The sequence below is a fragment of the Pseudomonas sp. C9-3 genome, from assembly GCF_032392015.1.
Classification (GTDB): domain Bacteria; phylum Pseudomonadota; class Gammaproteobacteria; order Pseudomonadales; family Pseudomonadaceae; genus Pseudomonas; species Pseudomonas nitroreducens.
In genome coordinates this window covers 1,911,126-1,927,195 of the sequence record NZ_CP135919.1, presented here as the reverse complement: position 1 = coordinate 1,927,195, position 16,070 = coordinate 1,911,126, and the positions used below count along the sequence as shown (strand labels likewise).

Below are 16,070 nucleotides of genomic sequence, written 5' to 3'. Positions count from 1 at the left end.
GATGACTGATGAAATCGACCAGTTGCTGATCGCCGCACTGATGGAAGACTCGCGCCTGTCCCTCAAGGCCCTCGCCCAGGTCAGCGGCCTCAGCTCCCCCAGTGTGGCTGAACGGCTGCGCAAGCTGGAGGAGCGCCAGGTCATCACCGGCTATACGGTGAACGTCGACCCGCGCGCCTTCGGCTACCAACTGCAGGCCATCGTCCGCGTACGACCGCTACCAGGCAGATTGCAGGAGGTGGAACGGCAGATCCTGGCGATCCCCGAGTTCACCGAGTGCGACAAGGTCACCGGCGAGGATTGCTTCTACGCACGGATGTGCGTCCGCTCCATGGAGCAACTGGACGAGATTCTGGATCACCTCAATGGCTTCGCCGAGACCAATACGGCCATCGTCAAGAAGAGCCCGGTGAAGCGCCGGTTGCCGCCGATGGCGTGAGGCACTACAAACCGCGCGCCAGACAGCCTGCGCTGAACACCAGGCGTTCAGCGCCTAGTGCCGCGCAGGATTGCCGGACCACGACCGGGTAGCGTTACACGGGCGGCGGACTAGTCCAATGGTAGTGTTCCCTTTCGCCTGCCAGCTTCGAATGTCATGATCCGGCGACCGCCGGGTCAACCAGTCCGGCCCTCGTATCGTGACACTGGAATCCATGTCTTCACTCGGCGGCTTTGACTCACATACCCCGACCGTCCTGGTCATCGATGACGAACTGCGCTCCCGCGAAGCCCTCTCACGGGCACTCGACGGCGAGTTCCAGGTGCTGCTTGCCGACTCGGCCGAGCAGGCACGCGAGCTGCTCGAACGCCATCCGGTCGCGGTGATCCTCTGCGATCAACGCATGCCCGGTGTGCAAGGCATCGAATTTCTCAAGGAGGCCCGTGAGCGCTGGCCCGAGGCGGTGCGCATCGTCCTCTCCGGCTACACCGACTCCGAAGACATCATTGCCGGCGTGAACCAGGCCGGCATCTACCAGTACCTGCTCAAGCCCTGGCTGCCCGACCACCTGCTCACCACGGTGCGCAATGCCATGGAAAGCCGCGCCCTGCACAACCACCTGCAGCGCCTGGACGTGGAGTTGCGCGCAGCCACCCCGGTGCTGCGCCGGCGTAACCAGCAGGTGCTGGACAAGGTCCGCAATGCCTTCGACTTCGCCCGCATCGTGCGCGAGCCCGGTAGCCCGCTGGACGCAGTGTGCGAACTGGCCGCGCGCGTGGCGCGCTTCGATCTGTCGGTCCTGTTGCTGGGCGAATCGGGCACCGGCAAGGAGTTGCTGGCCCGCGCCATTCACTACGCCAGCCCGCGCGCGGACAAGGCCTTCATCATGGAGAACTGCGCGGCGCTGCCGGATTCGCTGCTTGAGTCCGAACTCTTCGGGCACAAGCGCGGCGCGTTCACGGGCGCTCACCAGGATCACATCGGGCTGATCCAGCGCGCCCACGGCGGTACCCTTTTCCTTGACGAGATCGGCGATACCTCGCCGGCCTTCCAGGTCAAGTTGCTGCGTGTCCTGCAGGAAGGCGAATTGCGCCCGGTGGGCGCCAGCACGCCGGTGCGCGTGGACGTGCGGGTGATTGCCGCGACACACCGTGACCTGGAAGCCGATGTCCAGGAGGGGCGTTTCCGCAGCGACCTCTATTACCGGCTGGCCGGGGTATCTCTGGGTTTGCCGCCGCTGCGCGAACGCAGTGGCGATCTCATCCCGATCGCCAGCAAACTGCTGGCCGACGCCAGCCAGGAACTCGACCTGCCCGGCCTGCACTTCGCCGACGATGCCCTCGGCAACCTGCTGCACTACCCCTGGCCGGGCAACATCCGCGAGCTGCGCAATGAAATCTACCGCGCCGCCGCCCTGTCCGAAGGTGCGGAAGTCAGCGCCCGGGCATTCTCCCTGAAGGTGCTGCAGGGCCAGGCACCGTGCGCGCGATCCTCTTCCTGCGCGCCTGGCATCCCGGCCGGCACCCTGCAGGAGCAACTCGACGCCATCGAGGCGACGCTGCTCAGGGAAGCGCTGCTGCGCCATCACTGGAACAAGACCCATGCCGCGCGTGAGCTGGGCCTGTCGCGCGTTGGCCTGCGTCAGAAACTGCGCCGCTTCGGCCTGGAGGAAACCCCATGAGCGCGCCTTTTCGCGTTCTCTGGCTGCAGTCCGGCGGTTGCGGCGGCTGCAATATGTCGCTGCTCTGCGCCGATACGCAGGATTTCGCCGGGTTGTGGCGCAACGCCGGGATCGAGTTGCTGTGGCACCCGTCGCTATCGCTGGAAAGCGCTGATGAGGTGCTGTCGATTCTCGATGATTGCCTGAGTGGTCGCACCCACCTGGATGCGCTGTGCATCGAAGGCTCACTGTTGCGCGGCCCCAATGGCAGCGGGCGCTTCCATCTGCTGGCCGGCACCGGCATAGCGATGATCGACTGGGTGCGGCGCCTCGCGGGCATTGCCGACTACACCCTGGGCATCGGCACCTGCGCCGCCTACGGCGGTATCACCGCCGCCGGTAGCAACCCCACCGACGCCTGCGGGCTGCAGTATGACGGCGAGCGCCTCGGCGGCCTGCTGGGCGCCGAGTATCGCTCGCGCAAGGGTCTGCCAGTGATCAATGTCGCCGGCTGCCCCACCCATCCGGGCTGGGTCACCGACACGCTGATGGCCCTGGCCGCCGGGCTGTTCGGCGAGCCTGACCTGGATGCCCTGGGCCGCCCTCGCTTCTATGCAGACCAGTTGGTGCACCACGGCTGCACGCGCAACGAGTTCTATGAGTACAAGGCCAGCGCGGTAAAACCCTCCGACCTCGGCTGCATGATGGAAAACCTCGGCTGCAAGGGCACCCAGGCCCACGGCGACTGCAATAACCGCCTGTGGAACGGCGAAGGCTCCTGCACCCGTGGCGGCTACGCCTGCATCAACTGCACCGCGCCCGGTTTCGAGGAGCCCGGCCACGGTTTCCACCTCACGCCCAAGCGTGCTGGCATCCCCATCGGCCTGCCCACCGACATGCCCAAGGCCTGGTTTGTCGCCTTGGCGGCGCTGTCGAAATCAGCCACTCCGGAACGCGTCCGACAGAACGCCACCGCCGATCATGCACTGATCGCCCCCGTTATCCGCCGGACACGCCGCTAGGGAACACGTCCATGACACGTCTGCTGGTCGGCCCGTTCAATCGCGTCGAAGGCGACCTCGAAGTCCAGTTGGATATCGAGGACGGCCAGGTGCGCTCGGCCCAGGTCAACGCCACCATGTACCGGGGTTTCGAGCAGATCCTGCGCGATCATCCGCCGCTCGATGCGCTGGTCTACGCACCCCGCGTCTGTGGAATCTGCTCGGTTTCCCAGTCGGTCGCCGCTGCGCGAGCGCTGGGTGGATTGGCCGGTGTCCAGCCGCCAGCCAACGGTTTGATCGCCACCAACCTGATGGCCGCGACGGAGAACCTCGCCGATCACCTGAGCCATTTCTACCTGTTCTTCATGCCGGATTTCGTGCGCCCGCTGTATGCCGATCGCCCCTGGTACGCCGATGCGGTGCAGCGCTTCACTCCGCACACCGGCACCCAGCAGCGTGTGGCCCTGGCCGCGCGCAAGCGCTGGCTGGACCTGATCGGTACGCTGGGCGGCAAATGGCCTCACACCGGCTCCATCCATCCGGGTGGCTCCACCCGCGCCATCGACCCGGCGGAGCGTCTGCGCCTGCTGACACGGGTGCGCGAGTTCCGCCAGTTCCTCGAAAGCGAGCTGTACGCAGCGCCGCTGGAACGCATCGCCGGACTCGCTAGCGAAGACCAACTGTGGTCCTGGTACGCCGAAGCACCAGAACAAGGCGATCTGCGCCGCTTCCTGCGCATCGTCCTCGATAGCGGCCTGGAGCACCTCGGCCAGGGGCCCGGCCTGTATCTGTCGTACGGTGCATACCCGCAAGCCGACAGTACGCTCACCTTCGAGCGCGGGCTGTGGGATGCCGCGTCAAGGCAGGTGCGGCCCTTGGCGCTGGAGACGATCAGCGAAGATGCGAGCCACGCCTGGCTGGACGATAGCTCCGGCCCTGTGCACCCGGCCGAAGGCATCACCGAGCCCAGCCTGGACAAGGCCGCCGCCTATACCTGGAACAAAGCCCCACGACTGGCCGGTGCCGTACTGGAGACCGGCGCCCTGGCTCGCCAGTTGATCGATGGCCACCCCCTGCTGCGCGATGCTGAAGGCCGCTGTGGCGGTAGCGTCTATACGCGGTTGCTGGCGCGCCTGGTGGAGTTGGCACGGGTTGTGCCACTCATGGAGGGCTGGTTGCTCGCACTGCGTCCCGGCGAGCCCTATTACCGGGACTGCCAAATGCCGGACAACGGCAGCGCGGTCGGTCTCACCGAAGCCGCACGCGGCGCGCTGGGGCATTGGCTCAAGGTCGAACAAGGGCGGATCGCCAGCTACCAGATCATCGCCCCGACCACCTGGAACTTCTCGCCGCGCGATGCCCAGGGCCGCCCCGGCGCCCTGGAGCGAGCCCTGGAAGGCGCGCCGGTGCGCCCCGGCGAGCAGAACCCGGTGTCGGTGCAACATATCGTGCGCTCGTTCGATCCCTGCATGGTCTGCACCGTGCACTGACCCGGAGTCTCGCCATGCAACGCCTGACCATCTCCCTCGACGATAACCTGGCCGACGCGCTCGATCAGTTGATCCGTTCCCAGGGCTACGGCAATCGCTCCGAGGCGCTGCGTGACATACTGCGCCGCCACATCGAACAGTCGCGCCTGCGCCAGGAGGCTGAGTCGCTGCACTGCGTCGCCAACCTGAGCTACGTCTATGACCATCACGCACGCACCCTCGCCGAACGAGTCATGACCTTGCAGCACGACCATCACGACCTGACCATTGCCAGCCAGCACGTGCATCTGGACCACGATCACTGCCTGGAAAGCCTCATGCTCAAGGGGCCGGTGACGCACGTTCGAGCCTTCGCCGAACGCTTGAGCGCCGAGCGTGGCGTGCGCCATGGGCAGCTGAACCTGATCCCGGTGGCCGCGTCGAACAGCGAACACGCCCACCCGCACCTGCACCCCACGAGCTGATGTCCATGGCCCGCAAACCACCATCGCAGCTGGATGAAGATGCCTGGCTGGAAGTCATCGGCAAGATGGACGAGGTCTACTCGCAGTTGGTTCAGGACGAGATCGAACTGGAGCAGAAGAACGCCGAACTGGAGCAGTCGCAGCAGTTCATCGCCAGCATGCTGGCGTCGATGTCGGACATCCTCCTGGCCTGTGACCCGCAAGGGTTGATCGAGGAGTCCAACCAGTCGCTGCGTAAACTGGTCGGCGGCGACGAACAACGTCTGCTCGGCTGCTCGGTCTACTCGCTGCTCGGTGATGACGCCAGCGTGGAGCGCCTTCGCACTCTGCTCGGCGGCCTGCGCCGCGACAATGCCAGCGCCCGCCTGGAAGTGAACTTCCTCGGCGCCGAGGGTGCGCTGCTGCCGGTGGATCTCAGTTGCACAGTCCGCAGCGGCGCCCACGGACGTTGCCTGGGGCATGTCCTGGTGGGCCGGCCTCTGGGCGAATTGCAGCACGCCTACCGCCAACTGCACGAAGCCCACGAAGCGCTCAAGCGCACCCAGCAGCAACTGCTGCACGCCGAGAAGATGGCGTCGCTGGGGCGCCTGGTAGCCGGCGTGGCCCACGAACTGAACAATCCGATCAGCTTCGTGCTTGCCAACGCCCACGTACTGGGCGGCTATGGAAACCGCTTGCAGGACTACCTGCACGCGGTGCATGAAGAGGCACCCGCCGAGCAGCGCGATGCCATGCGCCGACAACTGCGCATCGACCCGTTGCTGGCCGACCTGCCCTCACTGATCGAGGGCACACTGGAAGGCGCGCAACGCACCGCCGATATTGTCAGCGCGCTCAAGCGTTTCTCCGCGCTGGACCGCGGGCATCCCGGCGAAGCTGCACTCAACGACGTCATCGAGCGCGCCATTCACTGGATCACCCGCGGTACGGCACCGGATCTGGTCGTGCATTGGCGGCCGACTGGCGACGTGCATGTCCACGGCAATGCCGGGCAGTTGCTGCAGGTGCTGATGAACCTCACGCAGAACGCCTACGACGCCGCGCGCGCTGCCGCAGCCGAGCCTCCGCAACTGTGGATCGACCTGGGGCGCGAACCGGGCTGGGCCATTCTCACCCTGCGCGACAACGGCCCCGGCATCGCCGAACAATACCTCAGCCAGGTATTCGAACCCTTCTTCACCACCAAACCTGCCGGCCAGGGCACCGGTCTGGGACTGGCAATCAGCTATGGCATCGTCGAGCGCTGCGGCGGCTCGCTGGAGGCCGGCAATCATCCCGCGGGGGGCGCGATGTTCCGTTTACGTCTGCCAGCACTGGACTGAGTTCGGTGCAAAGCTGCTTTCCACCCTCATGAGCAAACTGCCAACCGACTGACCAGCCACCTTCGCCAATACGCCCACTCCGACGCTGACGAAGGCTTGGCACAGCGCTTGTATGAGCATTTTCCGACTCTTCATACAAGACTGCTGGAGACCCCATGCCGCGCCCGGCCTCGCCCCGTTCGACCATCACCCTGTTCATCGGCCTGATCACGGTCAACCTGCTTGCCTGGACCTGGGCGCTGTTCGCTTTCAGCGACTACCCGATGCTGCTGGGCACTGCGGTCCTTGCGTACAGTTTCGGTCTTCGCCATGCGGTGGATGCAGACCATATCGCCGCCATCGACAACGCCACCCGCAAGCTGATTCAGGAAGGCCAGGCCACGCAAAGCGTCGGTTTGTATTTTTCCCTCGGCCATAGCAGCGTGGTGATTCTCGCCTCGGTGCTGATCGCCCTCAGCGCCGCCAGCCTGCAGGATGAACTCGAAGCCTTCCACGGTATCGGCACACTCATCGGCACCTCGGTTTCGGCAGCCTTCCTGCTGCTGGTAGCGCTGATCAACCTGGTCATTCTGCGCTCGGTCTATCGCGCCTTCCGCCGCGTCTGCCGAGGCGAACGCGTCGGCGAGGCAGAGCTGCAAAGCATGCTCACCGGCAGCGGGCCGATAGCACGCCTGGCACGGCCCCTGTTCCGCCTGATCCGACGCAGCTGGCACCTCTACCCGCTGGGGTTCCTGTTCGGCCTGGGCTTTGATACCGCCACGGAAATCGGCCTGCTCGGCATCGCTGCGAGCCAGGCGGCGCAGAACCTGCCAATGGTCTCGATCCTGGTATTTCCCGCACTGTTTACCGCCGGCATGGCGCTGGTCGACAGCGCCGACAGCGTACTGATGACCGGGGCCTATCGCTGGGCCCAGGTCCGGCCGGCGCGCAAGCTCTACTACAACCTCACCATCACCTCGGCATCCGTACTGGTAGCGCTGCTGGTCGGCGGCATGGAAGCGCTGAACCTGCTGGCAGAGCAACTGGGGCTCGAAGGCGGAGTCTGGGATTTCATCGCCCAGGTGAACGAGCACTTCGGCCTGCTCGGCTACCTGATCATCGGCCTGTTCGTTATCACCTGGCTGCTGTCCTGGGCCTTCTACCGCTACAAGGGCTACGACCGCCTCGACCTGGCGCCGGCCTGAGTACTGAACAGAACATTTCCACCCAAGCCACCAAAGCGATAACGGAATGACCAGTTGGCGTTCGCAGCCATCGCCGTACATCAGCGCAAAACCTGGGAGAACCCTGCCATTGGGGCTCTTTTCGGCCCAGATAAACCGCACGACCAGGCATGCGACCGAATGGCACAGGATTTGAAAAGCCTCCGGTATGTCATTCGACCGCACTACCCCGTCCCCCGTAGCTGATCGCCACCACCGTGTGCAGGCTGCCGAGTCCGTCCGTGATCCGATCACCACGCCGACCTACCGGTCCGGCGCGGCTGTTCCGTGCGCCGCGCCAGAAGCGCGGGTGTATGCCATTCCCAAGAGCAAAAAGAGCCTGGCCGAGGAGAATACAAGTGACCGAAACGTTCTATGAAGTAATGCGCAGGCAAGGCATCTCGCGGCGCAGCTTCATCAAATTCTGCTCGCTGACAGCCACGTCGCTGGGCCTGGGGCCGGCCTTCATGCCACAGATCGCCTGGGCCATGGAGAACAAGCCGCGCACCCCCGTGCTCTGGTTGCATGGCCTTGAGTGCACCTGCTGCTCTGAATCCTTCATCCGCTCCGCGCACCCGCTAGCCAAGGACGTGGTGCTGTCGATGATCTCGCTGGATTATGACGACACCCTGATGGCCTCCGCCGGGCATCAGGCCGAGGCGATCCTCGATGAGGTGATGACCAAGTACAAGGGCAACTACATCCTCGCGGTCGAAGGCAACCCGCCGCTGAACCAGGACGGCATGAGCTGCATCATCGGCGGGAAACCCTTCGTCGAGCAGCTCAAACGCGTCTCCCGCGATGCCAAGGCGATCATTTCCTGGGGTTCCTGCGCCAGTTGGGGGTGCGTACAGGCAGCCAAGCCGAACCCGACCCAGGCCGTACCGATCCACAAGGTGATCACCGACAAGCCGATCATCAAGGTACCGGGCTGCCCGCCCATCGCCGAGGTGATGACCGGGGTGATCACCTACATGCTGACGTTCGACCGCATACCGGAACTGGATCGCCAGGGGCGGCCGAAAATGTTCTACAGCCAGCGCATTCACGACAAGTGCTACCGCCGGCCGAACTTCGACGCCGGCCAGTTCGTCGAGGCCTGGGACGATGACTCCGCGCGCAAGGGCTACTGCCTGTACAAGGTCGGCTGCAAGGGCCCGACCACCTACAACGCCTGCTCCACGGTGCGCTGGAACGGGGGCACCAGCTTCCCGATCCAGTCCGGCCACGGCTGCATCGGTTGCTCGGAAGAAGGTTTCTGGGACAAGGGCTCGTTCTACCAGCACCTGACGGACATCAACGCCTTCGGCGTGGAAGCCAACGCCGACCGGATCGGCCTGGCCGCCGCCGGCACCGTGGGCGCGGCAATCGCCGCCCACGCAGCGGTCTCTGCCATCAAGCGCGCCAGCAATGGCAAGGCGCACACCTCCACGCAAGACGCCTGAGCGCAGTACAGGAAGCCTGATCCATGAGCAACTACTCCACCCAAGGTTTCGATCTGGACAACAGCGGCCGGCGCATCGTCGTCGACCCGGTGACCCGAATCGAGGGCCACCTGCGGGTCGAGGTCAACCTCGATGCCAATAACGTGATCCGCAATGCCGTGTCCACCGGCACCATGTGGCGCGGCCTCGAAGTCATTCTCAAGGGGCGCGACCCGCGCGATGCCTGGGCCTTCGTCGAACGTATCTGCGGCGTGTGCACCGGCTGCCACGCCCTGGCCTCGGTCCGTGCGGTAGAGGATGCGCTGGGCATCCGCATTCCGCCCAACGCCCACCTGATCCGCGAAATGATGGCCAAGACCCTGCAGGTACACGACCATGTCGTGCACTTCTATCACCTGCATGCGCTGGACTGGGTCGATGTGGTATCGGCGCTCAAGGCCGACCCCAAGGCGACTTCGGCGTTGCAGCAACTGGTCTCGCCGGCAAACCCGAAGTCCTCGCCCGGCTATTTCCGCGACGTGCAGAACCGCCTGAAGAAGTTCGTCGAGAGCGGCCAACTCGGGCCGTTCATGAACGGCTACTGGGGCAACCCGGCCTACAAGCTGCCGCCGGAAGCCAATCTGATGGCGGTCACCCACTACCTGGAAGCGCTGGACCTGCAGAAGGAATGGGTGAAGATCCACACCATCTTCGGCGGCAAGAACCCTCATCCCAACTATCTGGTGGGCGGCGTGCCCTGCGCCATCAACATCGATGGCGACCTCGCCGCTGGCGCCCCGCTGAACATGGAGCGATTGAACTTCGTGCGTGCGCGCATCGACGAGGCGCTGGAATTCGTGCGCAACGTCTACGTGCCCGACGTTCTGGCCATCGGCACCCTGTACAAGCAACAGGGCTGGCTGCATGGCGGCGGCCTGTCGGCCAGCAACGTGATGGATTACGGCACCTACGCCAAGATCAACTACGACGACAGCACCAACCAATTGCCCGGTGGCGCCATCCTCAACGGCAACTGGGACGAGATCCTGCCGGTGGACGTGCGCGACCCGGAGCAGGTCCAGGAGTTCGTCACCCACTCCTGGTACCAGTACCCGGACAACGACCAGGGCCTGCACCCCTGGGACGGTATCACCGACCCCCACTACGAGCTGGGCAGCGCCACCAAGGGCAGTCGCACGGCGATCGAGGAAATCGACGAGAGCGCCAAGTATTCCTGGGTGAAGTCACCGCGCTGGCGAGGCCATGCCATGGAAGTCGGCCCGCTTGCCCGCTACATCCTCGGCTATGCCCACGCCCTCAAAGGCAACCCGTATGGCCAGCGGGTCAAGCAGCAACTGGACGACGCGCTGCAGGCGGTCAACCACGACCTGCCTCGCGCCCTGGGCCTGAGCGAAACCGACTACAGCGCCAAGCAACTGCTACCCAGCACCATCGGCCGCACCCTGGCCCGCGCGCTGGAAGCGGAATACTGCGCGGAGATGATGGTCGACGACTGGAACGAGCTGATGGGCAACATCCGCAACGGTGACCGCGCCACCGCCAACGTCGAGAAGTGGGACCCAAAGACCTGGCCTGCCGAGGCCAAGGGCGTGGGCAGCGTCGCCGCTCCGCGCGGTGCGCTCGGCCACTGGATTCGCATCAAGGACGGGCGCATCGAGAACTACCAGTGCGTGGTACCCAGCACCTGGAACAGCAGCCCGCGCGACAGCAAGGGGCAGATCGGCGCCTTCGAAGCGGCGCTGCTGAACACCCCGGTCGCGGTAGCCGACCAACCCGTGGAAATTCTTCGCACGCTGCACTCCTTCGACCCCTGCATGGCCTGCGCAACCCACGTGATGAGCGAGGATGGCGTCGAACTGAGCACGGTCACCGTGCGTTGAGCCACCCAGCAGCCCGCCGCCGGGTGCGTTCGCGCGCCCGGCGCACTTGAGGTGACGACATGTCCGAGCATCACACTGAGTACGTCTACGAAGCGCCCGTGCGCCTGTGGCACTGGATCAACGCCAGCTGCATCCTGGTGCTGGCGGTAACCGGCTACTTCATCGGTTCGCCACTGCCGACCCAGCCGGGAGAAGCCAGCGCCAACTTCCTGATGGGCTATATCCGCTTCGCCCATTTTGCTGCGGCCTACCTGTTCGCCGTCGGCATGATCGGCCGCGCCTACTGGGCTCTGGTCGGCAACCACCATGCCCGCGAGCTGTTCTGGGTTCCGCTCACCAGCAAGGCCTACTGGCGCAGCTTCAGTATCTGGGTGCGCTATTACCTTGCTATGGGGCCGGTGCCGAAACCGATCTTCGGCCACAACCCACTGTCGCGTTTCGCCATGGTGTTCATCTTCCTGCTCACGTCGCTGTTCATGTTGCTGAGCGGCTTTGCCCTGTATGGCGAAGGCACACAGATGGGCTCCTGGCAGGAAAGCCTGTTCGGCTGGATGCTGCCGCTGCTGGGCGGTTCCAGCAATGTGCGCACCCTTCACCACCTGGGCATGTGGCTGATGATCATCTTCATCGTGGCGCATGTGTATGCAGCGGTGCGCGAGGAGATCTACGGTCGCCTGAACCTGATCGGCAGCATCATCACCGGCTACAAGAGCCTGAAAAAATGACTGCAACTCCCTCCCCCGCGCCACGTATCACCGTGCTCGGCATTGGCAACCTGTTGTGGGCTGACGAAGGCTTCGGCGTGCGCTGTGTCGAAGCCCTGCAGCAACGTTACGAGTTCGCCGACAACGTCACCCTGATCGATGGCGGCACCCAGGGCCTGTACCTGATCCAGCACGTGCAGCAGGCTGACTACCTGCTGATCTTCGACGCCGTGGACTACAACATGGCGCCTGGCACCCTGAAGTTTGTCGCTGATGAGGATGTACCGCGCTTTCTCGGCGTGAAGAAGCTCAGCCTGCACCAGACCGGTTTCCAGGAAGTGCTGATGCTCGCCCAACTCACCGGCCACTACCCGAAGCGCGTGCTACTGATGGGCTGTCAGCCAGAACGCATGGACGACTATGGCGGTAGCCTGCGCCCGTGTGTGAAGGCCGCGCTGGAGCTGACCATCGACGCCGCCCACCAGGTGCTCGAAGAATGGGGCGCAGCACCACGCCCGCGCACCACTCCGCTGCCCGAAGACGAAGCAGTGACCCTGCTGCATCTGGACCTGCAGCGCTACGAAAGCGAACGCCCCAGCGAACAGGAAGCCTGCCGCGTCGGTGACGAACGCGTGCTGGCGCGGCGCAGCTGACATGTGCATTGGCCTTCCCATGCACATCCTCAGCGTCCGCCCCGGCGCGGCGCTGTGCAGCGACCGTCATGGCCGGCAGCGCTGGATCGACACCACCCTGGTCGACGCATGCGCCACCGGTGACTGGGTACTGGTGTTCATTGACGCGGCTCGCGAGCTCCTGTCGCCCGACCGCGCCGCGGAAATCGACGCCACCCTGGCCCTGCTTGACGCCGCGCTGCTCGGCGAAGGTGCGGATGGCCCAGCTGCCTTCGCTCTGCCCTCCGCCATGAGCGCCGACCACCTTTCCGGCCTGCTCGGCCAACCGCCATCCAAGGAGTCTCCATGAGCGACCCTGCCGCCCTGCTGGCGCCCCAGCCCGCTATTCCCAAGGTGCCCCCGCTGATCAACCGGCTGGTCGAAGACTTCGCCGCCAGTTGGGTCGGCCTGGACAATCTCGACGCCTGGCTGGCCCTGCCAGGTGAAGCCTTGCTGCTGCTCTGTGGTGACCCGGTGCGCCACCCCGAATGCCTGGACGTGGCGGTGATACTGCCTGAGCTGTGCAAGACCCTCGCCGCACGCCATGACTGCCACCCGCGCCTGGGAGTCGGTCTGCGCGCAGACGAAGCCGCCCTGGCCGAGCGCTTCGCACTGCGCCGTTGGCCGAGCATCATCTGGCTACGCGACGGTGGTTATGTCACCCAGATCGACGGCATGCGCGACTGGGACGCTTATCTGCAGCTGGCCGAGAGCGCCCTTCAGCAAAGCAATGCGCTGATCCCGCTGCGCAGCGAAACCGCACAACCCGCCTCCGGAGGTTGCCAATGAACGGTGCCCCGCCCATGGACCCACACCACTACATCCCCCTCATGGACATCGGCCCCGGCTCACAACCCGAGGACGACGCCACCCTCGAATACATCAACATGCCGCAAGGCATGTACACCCATGCGCTGCCGCTACTTCCCGAGCCGCAGGTGCTGGACGCCGCCCCCGGCGCGCGACAGGTACTGAGCGAAATCCTCCACATGCTCCGCAGCCGGCATGTCGGAGATACCCCACCCAGCCTCGACCTGCGTGCCTATAGCCCGGCCGACCGCGTCTTGCTCGACCAACTGCTGGGCGAAGGTGAAGTCAGCGCGCATATTGGCGGCACCGACGGCGTACGTATCCAGGAATCGATCTTCGCCGGCGTCTGGCGCGTGTTGGGTGCCGGGCTCGACTACATCGACGTAGACGCGGCGCCTGCATTGCTACGCCGCGCCGCGAAGTTCGACATTTCGACAGCCGCGCTCGCGCCAGCGTCGCCGCTGCCGGCTGGCGTGATGAACGCCCCGGCCATACTCACCGAACTGCAGGACCGCACCTTGCACTGGCTCCCCGGGAGCCCGGCGCACATCATCAACCTCAGCCTGCTGCCGCTGTCCGAACAGGACGTGCCGTTCCTCGACCAATGCCTGGGTGAAGGCACCGTGCTGATGCTGGTGCGCGGCTATGGCAACTGCCGCATCAGCAACACCCGCGTACCCAACTGCTGGCGCGTACGTTACTTCAACTCTCAAGACGCGCTGATCCTCGACACCATCGAGGTCACCGACCTGCCCGAAGTGGTAATGGCCGCGCCGGAAGACATTGCCGACTCGCTGGAGCGCTTCGAGGATGTCATCCAGTGGTTCGAGGGCGAGCTTGCAGGATCCGACCAATGAACCAACGTGCAGGCTTCGAAGGCAGCTACCTGGGTGACCGCAGTCGACTGCCCGCCGATGCGCGCCTGGAGTGCAAGATTTGCTGGTGGATCTATGACCCGGCCCAGGGCGACCCGGTATGGCAGATCGCACCGGGCACGCCTTTCGCGCAATTGCCCGCCCACTGGCGCTGCCCCAACTGTGATGGCGACGCAGAGCAATTCATGGTGCTCGATGAGTGATCCGCTGGCTCGCGCCGAAGAACTGGCGCAGCGCTTTCGCGACATAGCCGACTCACGTATGCACGGCCTGCCGCTGCTGAACCCGGCACTGGACGTCGAGGCAATCGGGTTTGCCCCGCAGCATCTCGACACGGCAGACGCTGTCGGCTTGCTTGGCGTGCTCATCACGCCCTGGTGCATGAACCTGATCTGGTTGCCCGACGCGCCCCTGAATGCCGCTGCCAACGGCGCGATCCGCGAGCATGCGCTGGGCGGCGAGCGTTTGAGCTTCATGGCTGCCCAGGACGAGCTTTTCGGCCACTACCAGAGCTGCTCGCTGTTCTCGCCGATGTTCGATTTCATCGATCAGCAACAAGCACGGGATACCGCACGGCAGGTGTTGGCCCTGTTACGCCGTCGGCCGCCCGAGCAACCGGCCAACCCGAGCCGCCGCAGCCTGTTCGGCCGCCTTGCCGGGACAACGCGATGAGCGCGGAGAACGGGGTTGCGAAACTGGCCGGATGGCTGCGCGTGCGTCCCGCGCAGCACCCGGCGCTGCTGGGAGGCCGCCCACCGTTGGCAGGACGGCTACTGCGCGGACAACCGCCGGAAGCGGCAGTGCACCATCTGCCGCTGATCTACAGCCTGTGCGGCCAGGCCCACCGGCTGACCGCCGAGATGGCGCTGCAAGCCGTCCGTCACGGCCTTGCCGCGCCGAGCGAGCAGGCACGCGCGGCGCTGCGCGAGGAAAACATCCGCGAGCACCTGCGGCACGTCCTGCTGGAGTGGCCGCGCCTGCTGGCTGGGCCACTGTCGCAAAATTCACTGCCTTCGCCCCGGCAGGCAGCAGATATCGACAGCTGGTTCGACGGCTCGGCCCGGGACTGGTTACAGAGCTGGCGCACCGACCCGCGCCAGGCGTTGCTGGACTGGAGCCTGCGCGGCCGCCACCCGCTGGCACGCCTGCTGCACGATTGCCGTCGGCGCGCCGAGGCGCTGGTGCTTCCCGTTTACGCATTGCCCAGCGGGCCAACCAGCCTGCAGGAGATCGGCCGTAGCCTGGCCGCCGAGGCGGATTTCCTGCGTCACCCGGAACTCTGCGGCACCCCCCGCGAGACCGGCGCCTGGACCCGAGAGCGCGACGCCCACCCAGAGCGCTACGACAACGCCTGGCTGCGCCTGGGCGCACGCCTGGCAGATCTCGTCGAACTGAGCCAAACGCCCTCTGCGCCACTGGCAATGGGCGGCATGGCGCTGGGCGAGAACCAGGCGCTGGCCTGGAGCGAAACCGCCCGTGGCCTGCTGATCCACCTGCTGCAACTCGAACCTGCCGCGACCGGCTGGCAAATATGTGACTACCGGATACTGGCACCCACCGAGTGGAACCTGCATCCTCGCGGGACGCTGGCACGTGCCTTGGAGGCCTTGCCCGACGATGCCATGGCAGCACGTCAGGCAGAGCTGCTACTGGCGGTATTCGACCCGTGCCTTCCCTACTGCCTGGAGAGCCGTGCGCTCCATCCAGCCGAGCAACTGGCGAACAGTTCAGGAGCGCCGCGCCATGCATGAAGTCAGTCTGGCCGGAGGCATTCTTGCCGCCGTCGAGAACGCCGCGCGCCAGGACCCGTTCCAGCGTGTCAGCCGCCTGCGCCTGGAGGCCGGCAGGCTGGCCGGGGTGGAAGTCGAGGCGCTGCGCTTCGCCCTGCAAGCCATCGCGCCGGGCAGCCTGCTCGAGGGTGCGCAGATCGAGATCGAACAACCCGACGGCCAGGCCTGGTGCCTGGATTGCGCCATCAATGTGCCGCTGGCCCAGCGTGGCGCACCCTGCCCGCACTGCGGCGGCTTCTGGCTGCAACCCAATGCCGGCACCCAATTGCGCATCCTCGACCTGCAGGTCGAGGATCACTGATCCCGCGACAGGAGAA

At 65.4% G+C, this 16,070-nt stretch carries 18 protein-coding genes; all 18 read left to right on the top strand.

Annotated features, from left to right (window positions below; all coding sequences use genetic code 11):
* Position 1 precedes the first annotated feature (1 nt).
* A complete protein-coding gene (locus tag RS899_RS08760) occupies positions 2 to 439 on the top strand; it encodes an Lrp/AsnC family transcriptional regulator (protein WP_054909566.1) in 438 nt (145 codons plus the stop codon).
* 214 nt (positions 440 to 653) lie between these two features.
* Complete coding sequence (locus RS899_RS08755; protein WP_315809645.1) at positions 654 to 2,120, top strand: sigma-54 dependent transcriptional regulator; 1,467 nt, start codon at positions 654 to 656, stop codon at positions 2,118 to 2,120.
* Entirely contained in the window at positions 2,117 to 3,121 is a 1,005-nt protein-coding gene (locus RS899_RS08750) for a HupU protein (protein ID WP_315809644.1), read from the top strand. The genes RS899_RS08755 and RS899_RS08750 overlap by 4 nt, the downstream gene beginning before the upstream one ends.
* A gap of 11 nt (positions 3,122 to 3,132) precedes the next feature.
* Positions 3,133 to 4,590: a nickel-dependent hydrogenase large subunit gene (locus tag RS899_RS08745; RefSeq protein WP_315809643.1), complete on the top strand. Its 1,458-nt coding sequence runs from the start codon at positions 3,133 to 3,135 to the stop codon at positions 4,588 to 4,590.
* Between the two features lie 14 nt (positions 4,591 to 4,604).
* The gene (nikR, locus tag RS899_RS08740; RefSeq protein WP_233298799.1) at positions 4,605 to 5,054 is read left to right on the top strand and encodes a nickel-responsive transcriptional regulator NikR; all 450 of its coding nucleotides are present in this window, start codon (positions 4,605 to 4,607) and stop codon (positions 5,052 to 5,054) included.
* A 5-nt stretch (positions 5,055 to 5,059) separates the two neighbouring features.
* Positions 5,060 to 6,376, top strand: coding sequence for a sensor histidine kinase (locus RS899_RS08735; RefSeq protein ID WP_315809642.1), 1,317 nt, complete (start codon positions 5,060 to 5,062; stop codon positions 6,374 to 6,376).
* Between the two features lie 155 nt (positions 6,377 to 6,531).
* The gene (locus RS899_RS08730; RefSeq protein ID WP_315809641.1) at positions 6,532 to 7,560 is read left to right on the top strand and encodes a HoxN/HupN/NixA family nickel/cobalt transporter; all 1,029 of its coding nucleotides are present in this window, start codon (positions 6,532 to 6,534) and stop codon (positions 7,558 to 7,560) included.
* Between the two features lie 371 nt (positions 7,561 to 7,931).
* Entirely contained in the window at positions 7,932 to 9,023 is a 1,092-nt protein-coding gene (locus tag RS899_RS08725; protein WP_315810416.1) for a hydrogenase small subunit, read from the top strand.
* Between the two features lie 23 nt (positions 9,024 to 9,046).
* A complete protein-coding gene (locus RS899_RS08720; protein WP_315809640.1) occupies positions 9,047 to 10,903 on the top strand; it encodes a nickel-dependent hydrogenase large subunit in 1,857 nt (618 codons plus the stop codon).
* A gap of 59 nt (positions 10,904 to 10,962) precedes the next feature.
* On the top strand, positions 10,963 to 11,628 hold the full coding sequence (gene cybH, locus RS899_RS08715; RefSeq protein WP_054909573.1) for a Ni/Fe-hydrogenase, b-type cytochrome subunit: 666 nt from the start codon (positions 10,963 to 10,965) through the stop codon (positions 11,626 to 11,628).
* Positions 11,625 to 12,260, top strand: a complete 636-nt coding sequence (locus RS899_RS08710; RefSeq protein WP_233298806.1) for a HyaD/HybD family hydrogenase maturation endopeptidase — start codon at positions 11,625 to 11,627, stop codon at positions 12,258 to 12,260. The genes cybH and RS899_RS08710 overlap by 4 nt, the downstream gene beginning before the upstream one ends.
* A gap of 1 nt (position 12,261) precedes the next feature.
* Positions 12,262 to 12,588, top strand: coding sequence for a HypC/HybG/HupF family hydrogenase formation chaperone (hypC, locus tag RS899_RS08705; protein ID WP_315809639.1), 327 nt, complete (start codon positions 12,262 to 12,264; stop codon positions 12,586 to 12,588).
* On the top strand, positions 12,585 to 13,067 hold the full coding sequence (locus tag RS899_RS08700) for a hydrogenase (protein ID WP_315809638.1): 483 nt from the start codon (positions 12,585 to 12,587) through the stop codon (positions 13,065 to 13,067). The genes hypC and RS899_RS08700 overlap by 4 nt, the downstream gene beginning before the upstream one ends.
* Positions 13,064 to 13,945 carry a hydrogenase expression/formation protein gene (locus tag RS899_RS08695; protein WP_315809637.1) on the top strand — a complete coding sequence of 294 codons (882 nt, stop codon included), beginning with the start codon at positions 13,064 to 13,066 and terminating at the stop codon, positions 13,943 to 13,945. Before RS899_RS08700 ends, RS899_RS08695 begins: the two co-directional genes overlap by 4 nt.
* Positions 13,942 to 14,166, top strand: a complete 225-nt coding sequence (locus RS899_RS08690) for a rubredoxin (RefSeq protein ID WP_315809636.1) — start codon at positions 13,942 to 13,944, stop codon at positions 14,164 to 14,166. Before RS899_RS08695 ends, RS899_RS08690 begins: the two co-directional genes overlap by 4 nt.
* Complete coding sequence (hybE, locus tag RS899_RS08685; protein ID WP_315809635.1) at positions 14,159 to 14,635, top strand: [NiFe]-hydrogenase assembly chaperone HybE; 477 nt, start codon at positions 14,159 to 14,161, stop codon at positions 14,633 to 14,635. Before RS899_RS08690 ends, hybE begins: the two co-directional genes overlap by 8 nt.
* The gene (locus tag RS899_RS08680) at positions 14,632 to 15,714 is read left to right on the top strand and encodes a HoxV (RefSeq protein WP_315809634.1); all 1,083 of its coding nucleotides are present in this window, start codon (positions 14,632 to 14,634) and stop codon (positions 15,712 to 15,714) included. Before hybE ends, RS899_RS08680 begins: the two co-directional genes overlap by 4 nt.
* Positions 15,707 to 16,054 carry a hydrogenase maturation nickel metallochaperone HypA gene (locus RS899_RS08675; protein WP_054909580.1) on the top strand — a complete coding sequence of 116 codons (348 nt, stop codon included), beginning with the start codon at positions 15,707 to 15,709 and terminating at the stop codon, positions 16,052 to 16,054. The genes RS899_RS08680 and RS899_RS08675 overlap by 8 nt, the downstream gene beginning before the upstream one ends.
* Positions 16,055 to 16,070 lie beyond the last annotated feature (16 nt).

Excerpts from the sequence above, each read along its gene's own strand:
- RS899_RS08760 (WP_054909566.1), top strand. The coding sequence starts at position 2 with ATGACTGATGAAATCGACCAGTTGCTGATCGCCGCACTGATGGAAGAC.
- RS899_RS08755 (WP_315809645.1), top strand. The coding sequence starts at position 654 with ATGTCTTCACTCGGCGGCTTTGACTCACATACCCCGACCGTCCTGGTC.
- RS899_RS08750 (WP_315809644.1), top strand. The coding sequence starts at position 2,117 with ATGAGCGCGCCTTTTCGCGTTCTCTGGCTGCAGTCCGGCGGTTGCGGC.
- RS899_RS08745 (WP_315809643.1), top strand. The coding sequence starts at position 3,133 with ATGACACGTCTGCTGGTCGGCCCGTTCAATCGCGTCGAAGGCGACCTC.
- nikR (WP_233298799.1), top strand. The coding sequence starts at position 4,605 with ATGCAACGCCTGACCATCTCCCTCGACGATAACCTGGCCGACGCGCTC.
- RS899_RS08735 (WP_315809642.1), top strand. The coding sequence starts at position 5,060 with ATGGCCCGCAAACCACCATCGCAGCTGGATGAAGATGCCTGGCTGGAA.
- RS899_RS08730 (WP_315809641.1), top strand. The coding sequence starts at position 6,532 with ATGCCGCGCCCGGCCTCGCCCCGTTCGACCATCACCCTGTTCATCGGC.
- RS899_RS08720 (WP_315809640.1), top strand. The coding sequence starts at position 9,047 with ATGAGCAACTACTCCACCCAAGGTTTCGATCTGGACAACAGCGGCCGG.
- cybH (WP_054909573.1), top strand. The coding sequence starts at position 10,963 with ATGTCCGAGCATCACACTGAGTACGTCTACGAAGCGCCCGTGCGCCTG.
- RS899_RS08710 (WP_233298806.1), top strand. The coding sequence starts at position 11,625 with ATGACTGCAACTCCCTCCCCCGCGCCACGTATCACCGTGCTCGGCATT.
- hypC (WP_315809639.1), top strand. The coding sequence starts at position 12,262 with ATGTGCATTGGCCTTCCCATGCACATCCTCAGCGTCCGCCCCGGCGCG.
- RS899_RS08700 (WP_315809638.1), top strand. The coding sequence starts at position 12,585 with ATGAGCGACCCTGCCGCCCTGCTGGCGCCCCAGCCCGCTATTCCCAAG.
- RS899_RS08695 (WP_315809637.1), top strand. The coding sequence starts at position 13,064 with ATGAACGGTGCCCCGCCCATGGACCCACACCACTACATCCCCCTCATG.
- RS899_RS08690 (WP_315809636.1), top strand. The coding sequence starts at position 13,942 with ATGAACCAACGTGCAGGCTTCGAAGGCAGCTACCTGGGTGACCGCAGT.
- hybE (WP_315809635.1), top strand. The coding sequence starts at position 14,159 with ATGAGTGATCCGCTGGCTCGCGCCGAAGAACTGGCGCAGCGCTTTCGC.
- RS899_RS08680 (WP_315809634.1), top strand. The coding sequence starts at position 14,632 with ATGAGCGCGGAGAACGGGGTTGCGAAACTGGCCGGATGGCTGCGCGTG.
- RS899_RS08675 (WP_054909580.1), top strand. The coding sequence starts at position 15,707 with ATGCATGAAGTCAGTCTGGCCGGAGGCATTCTTGCCGCCGTCGAGAAC.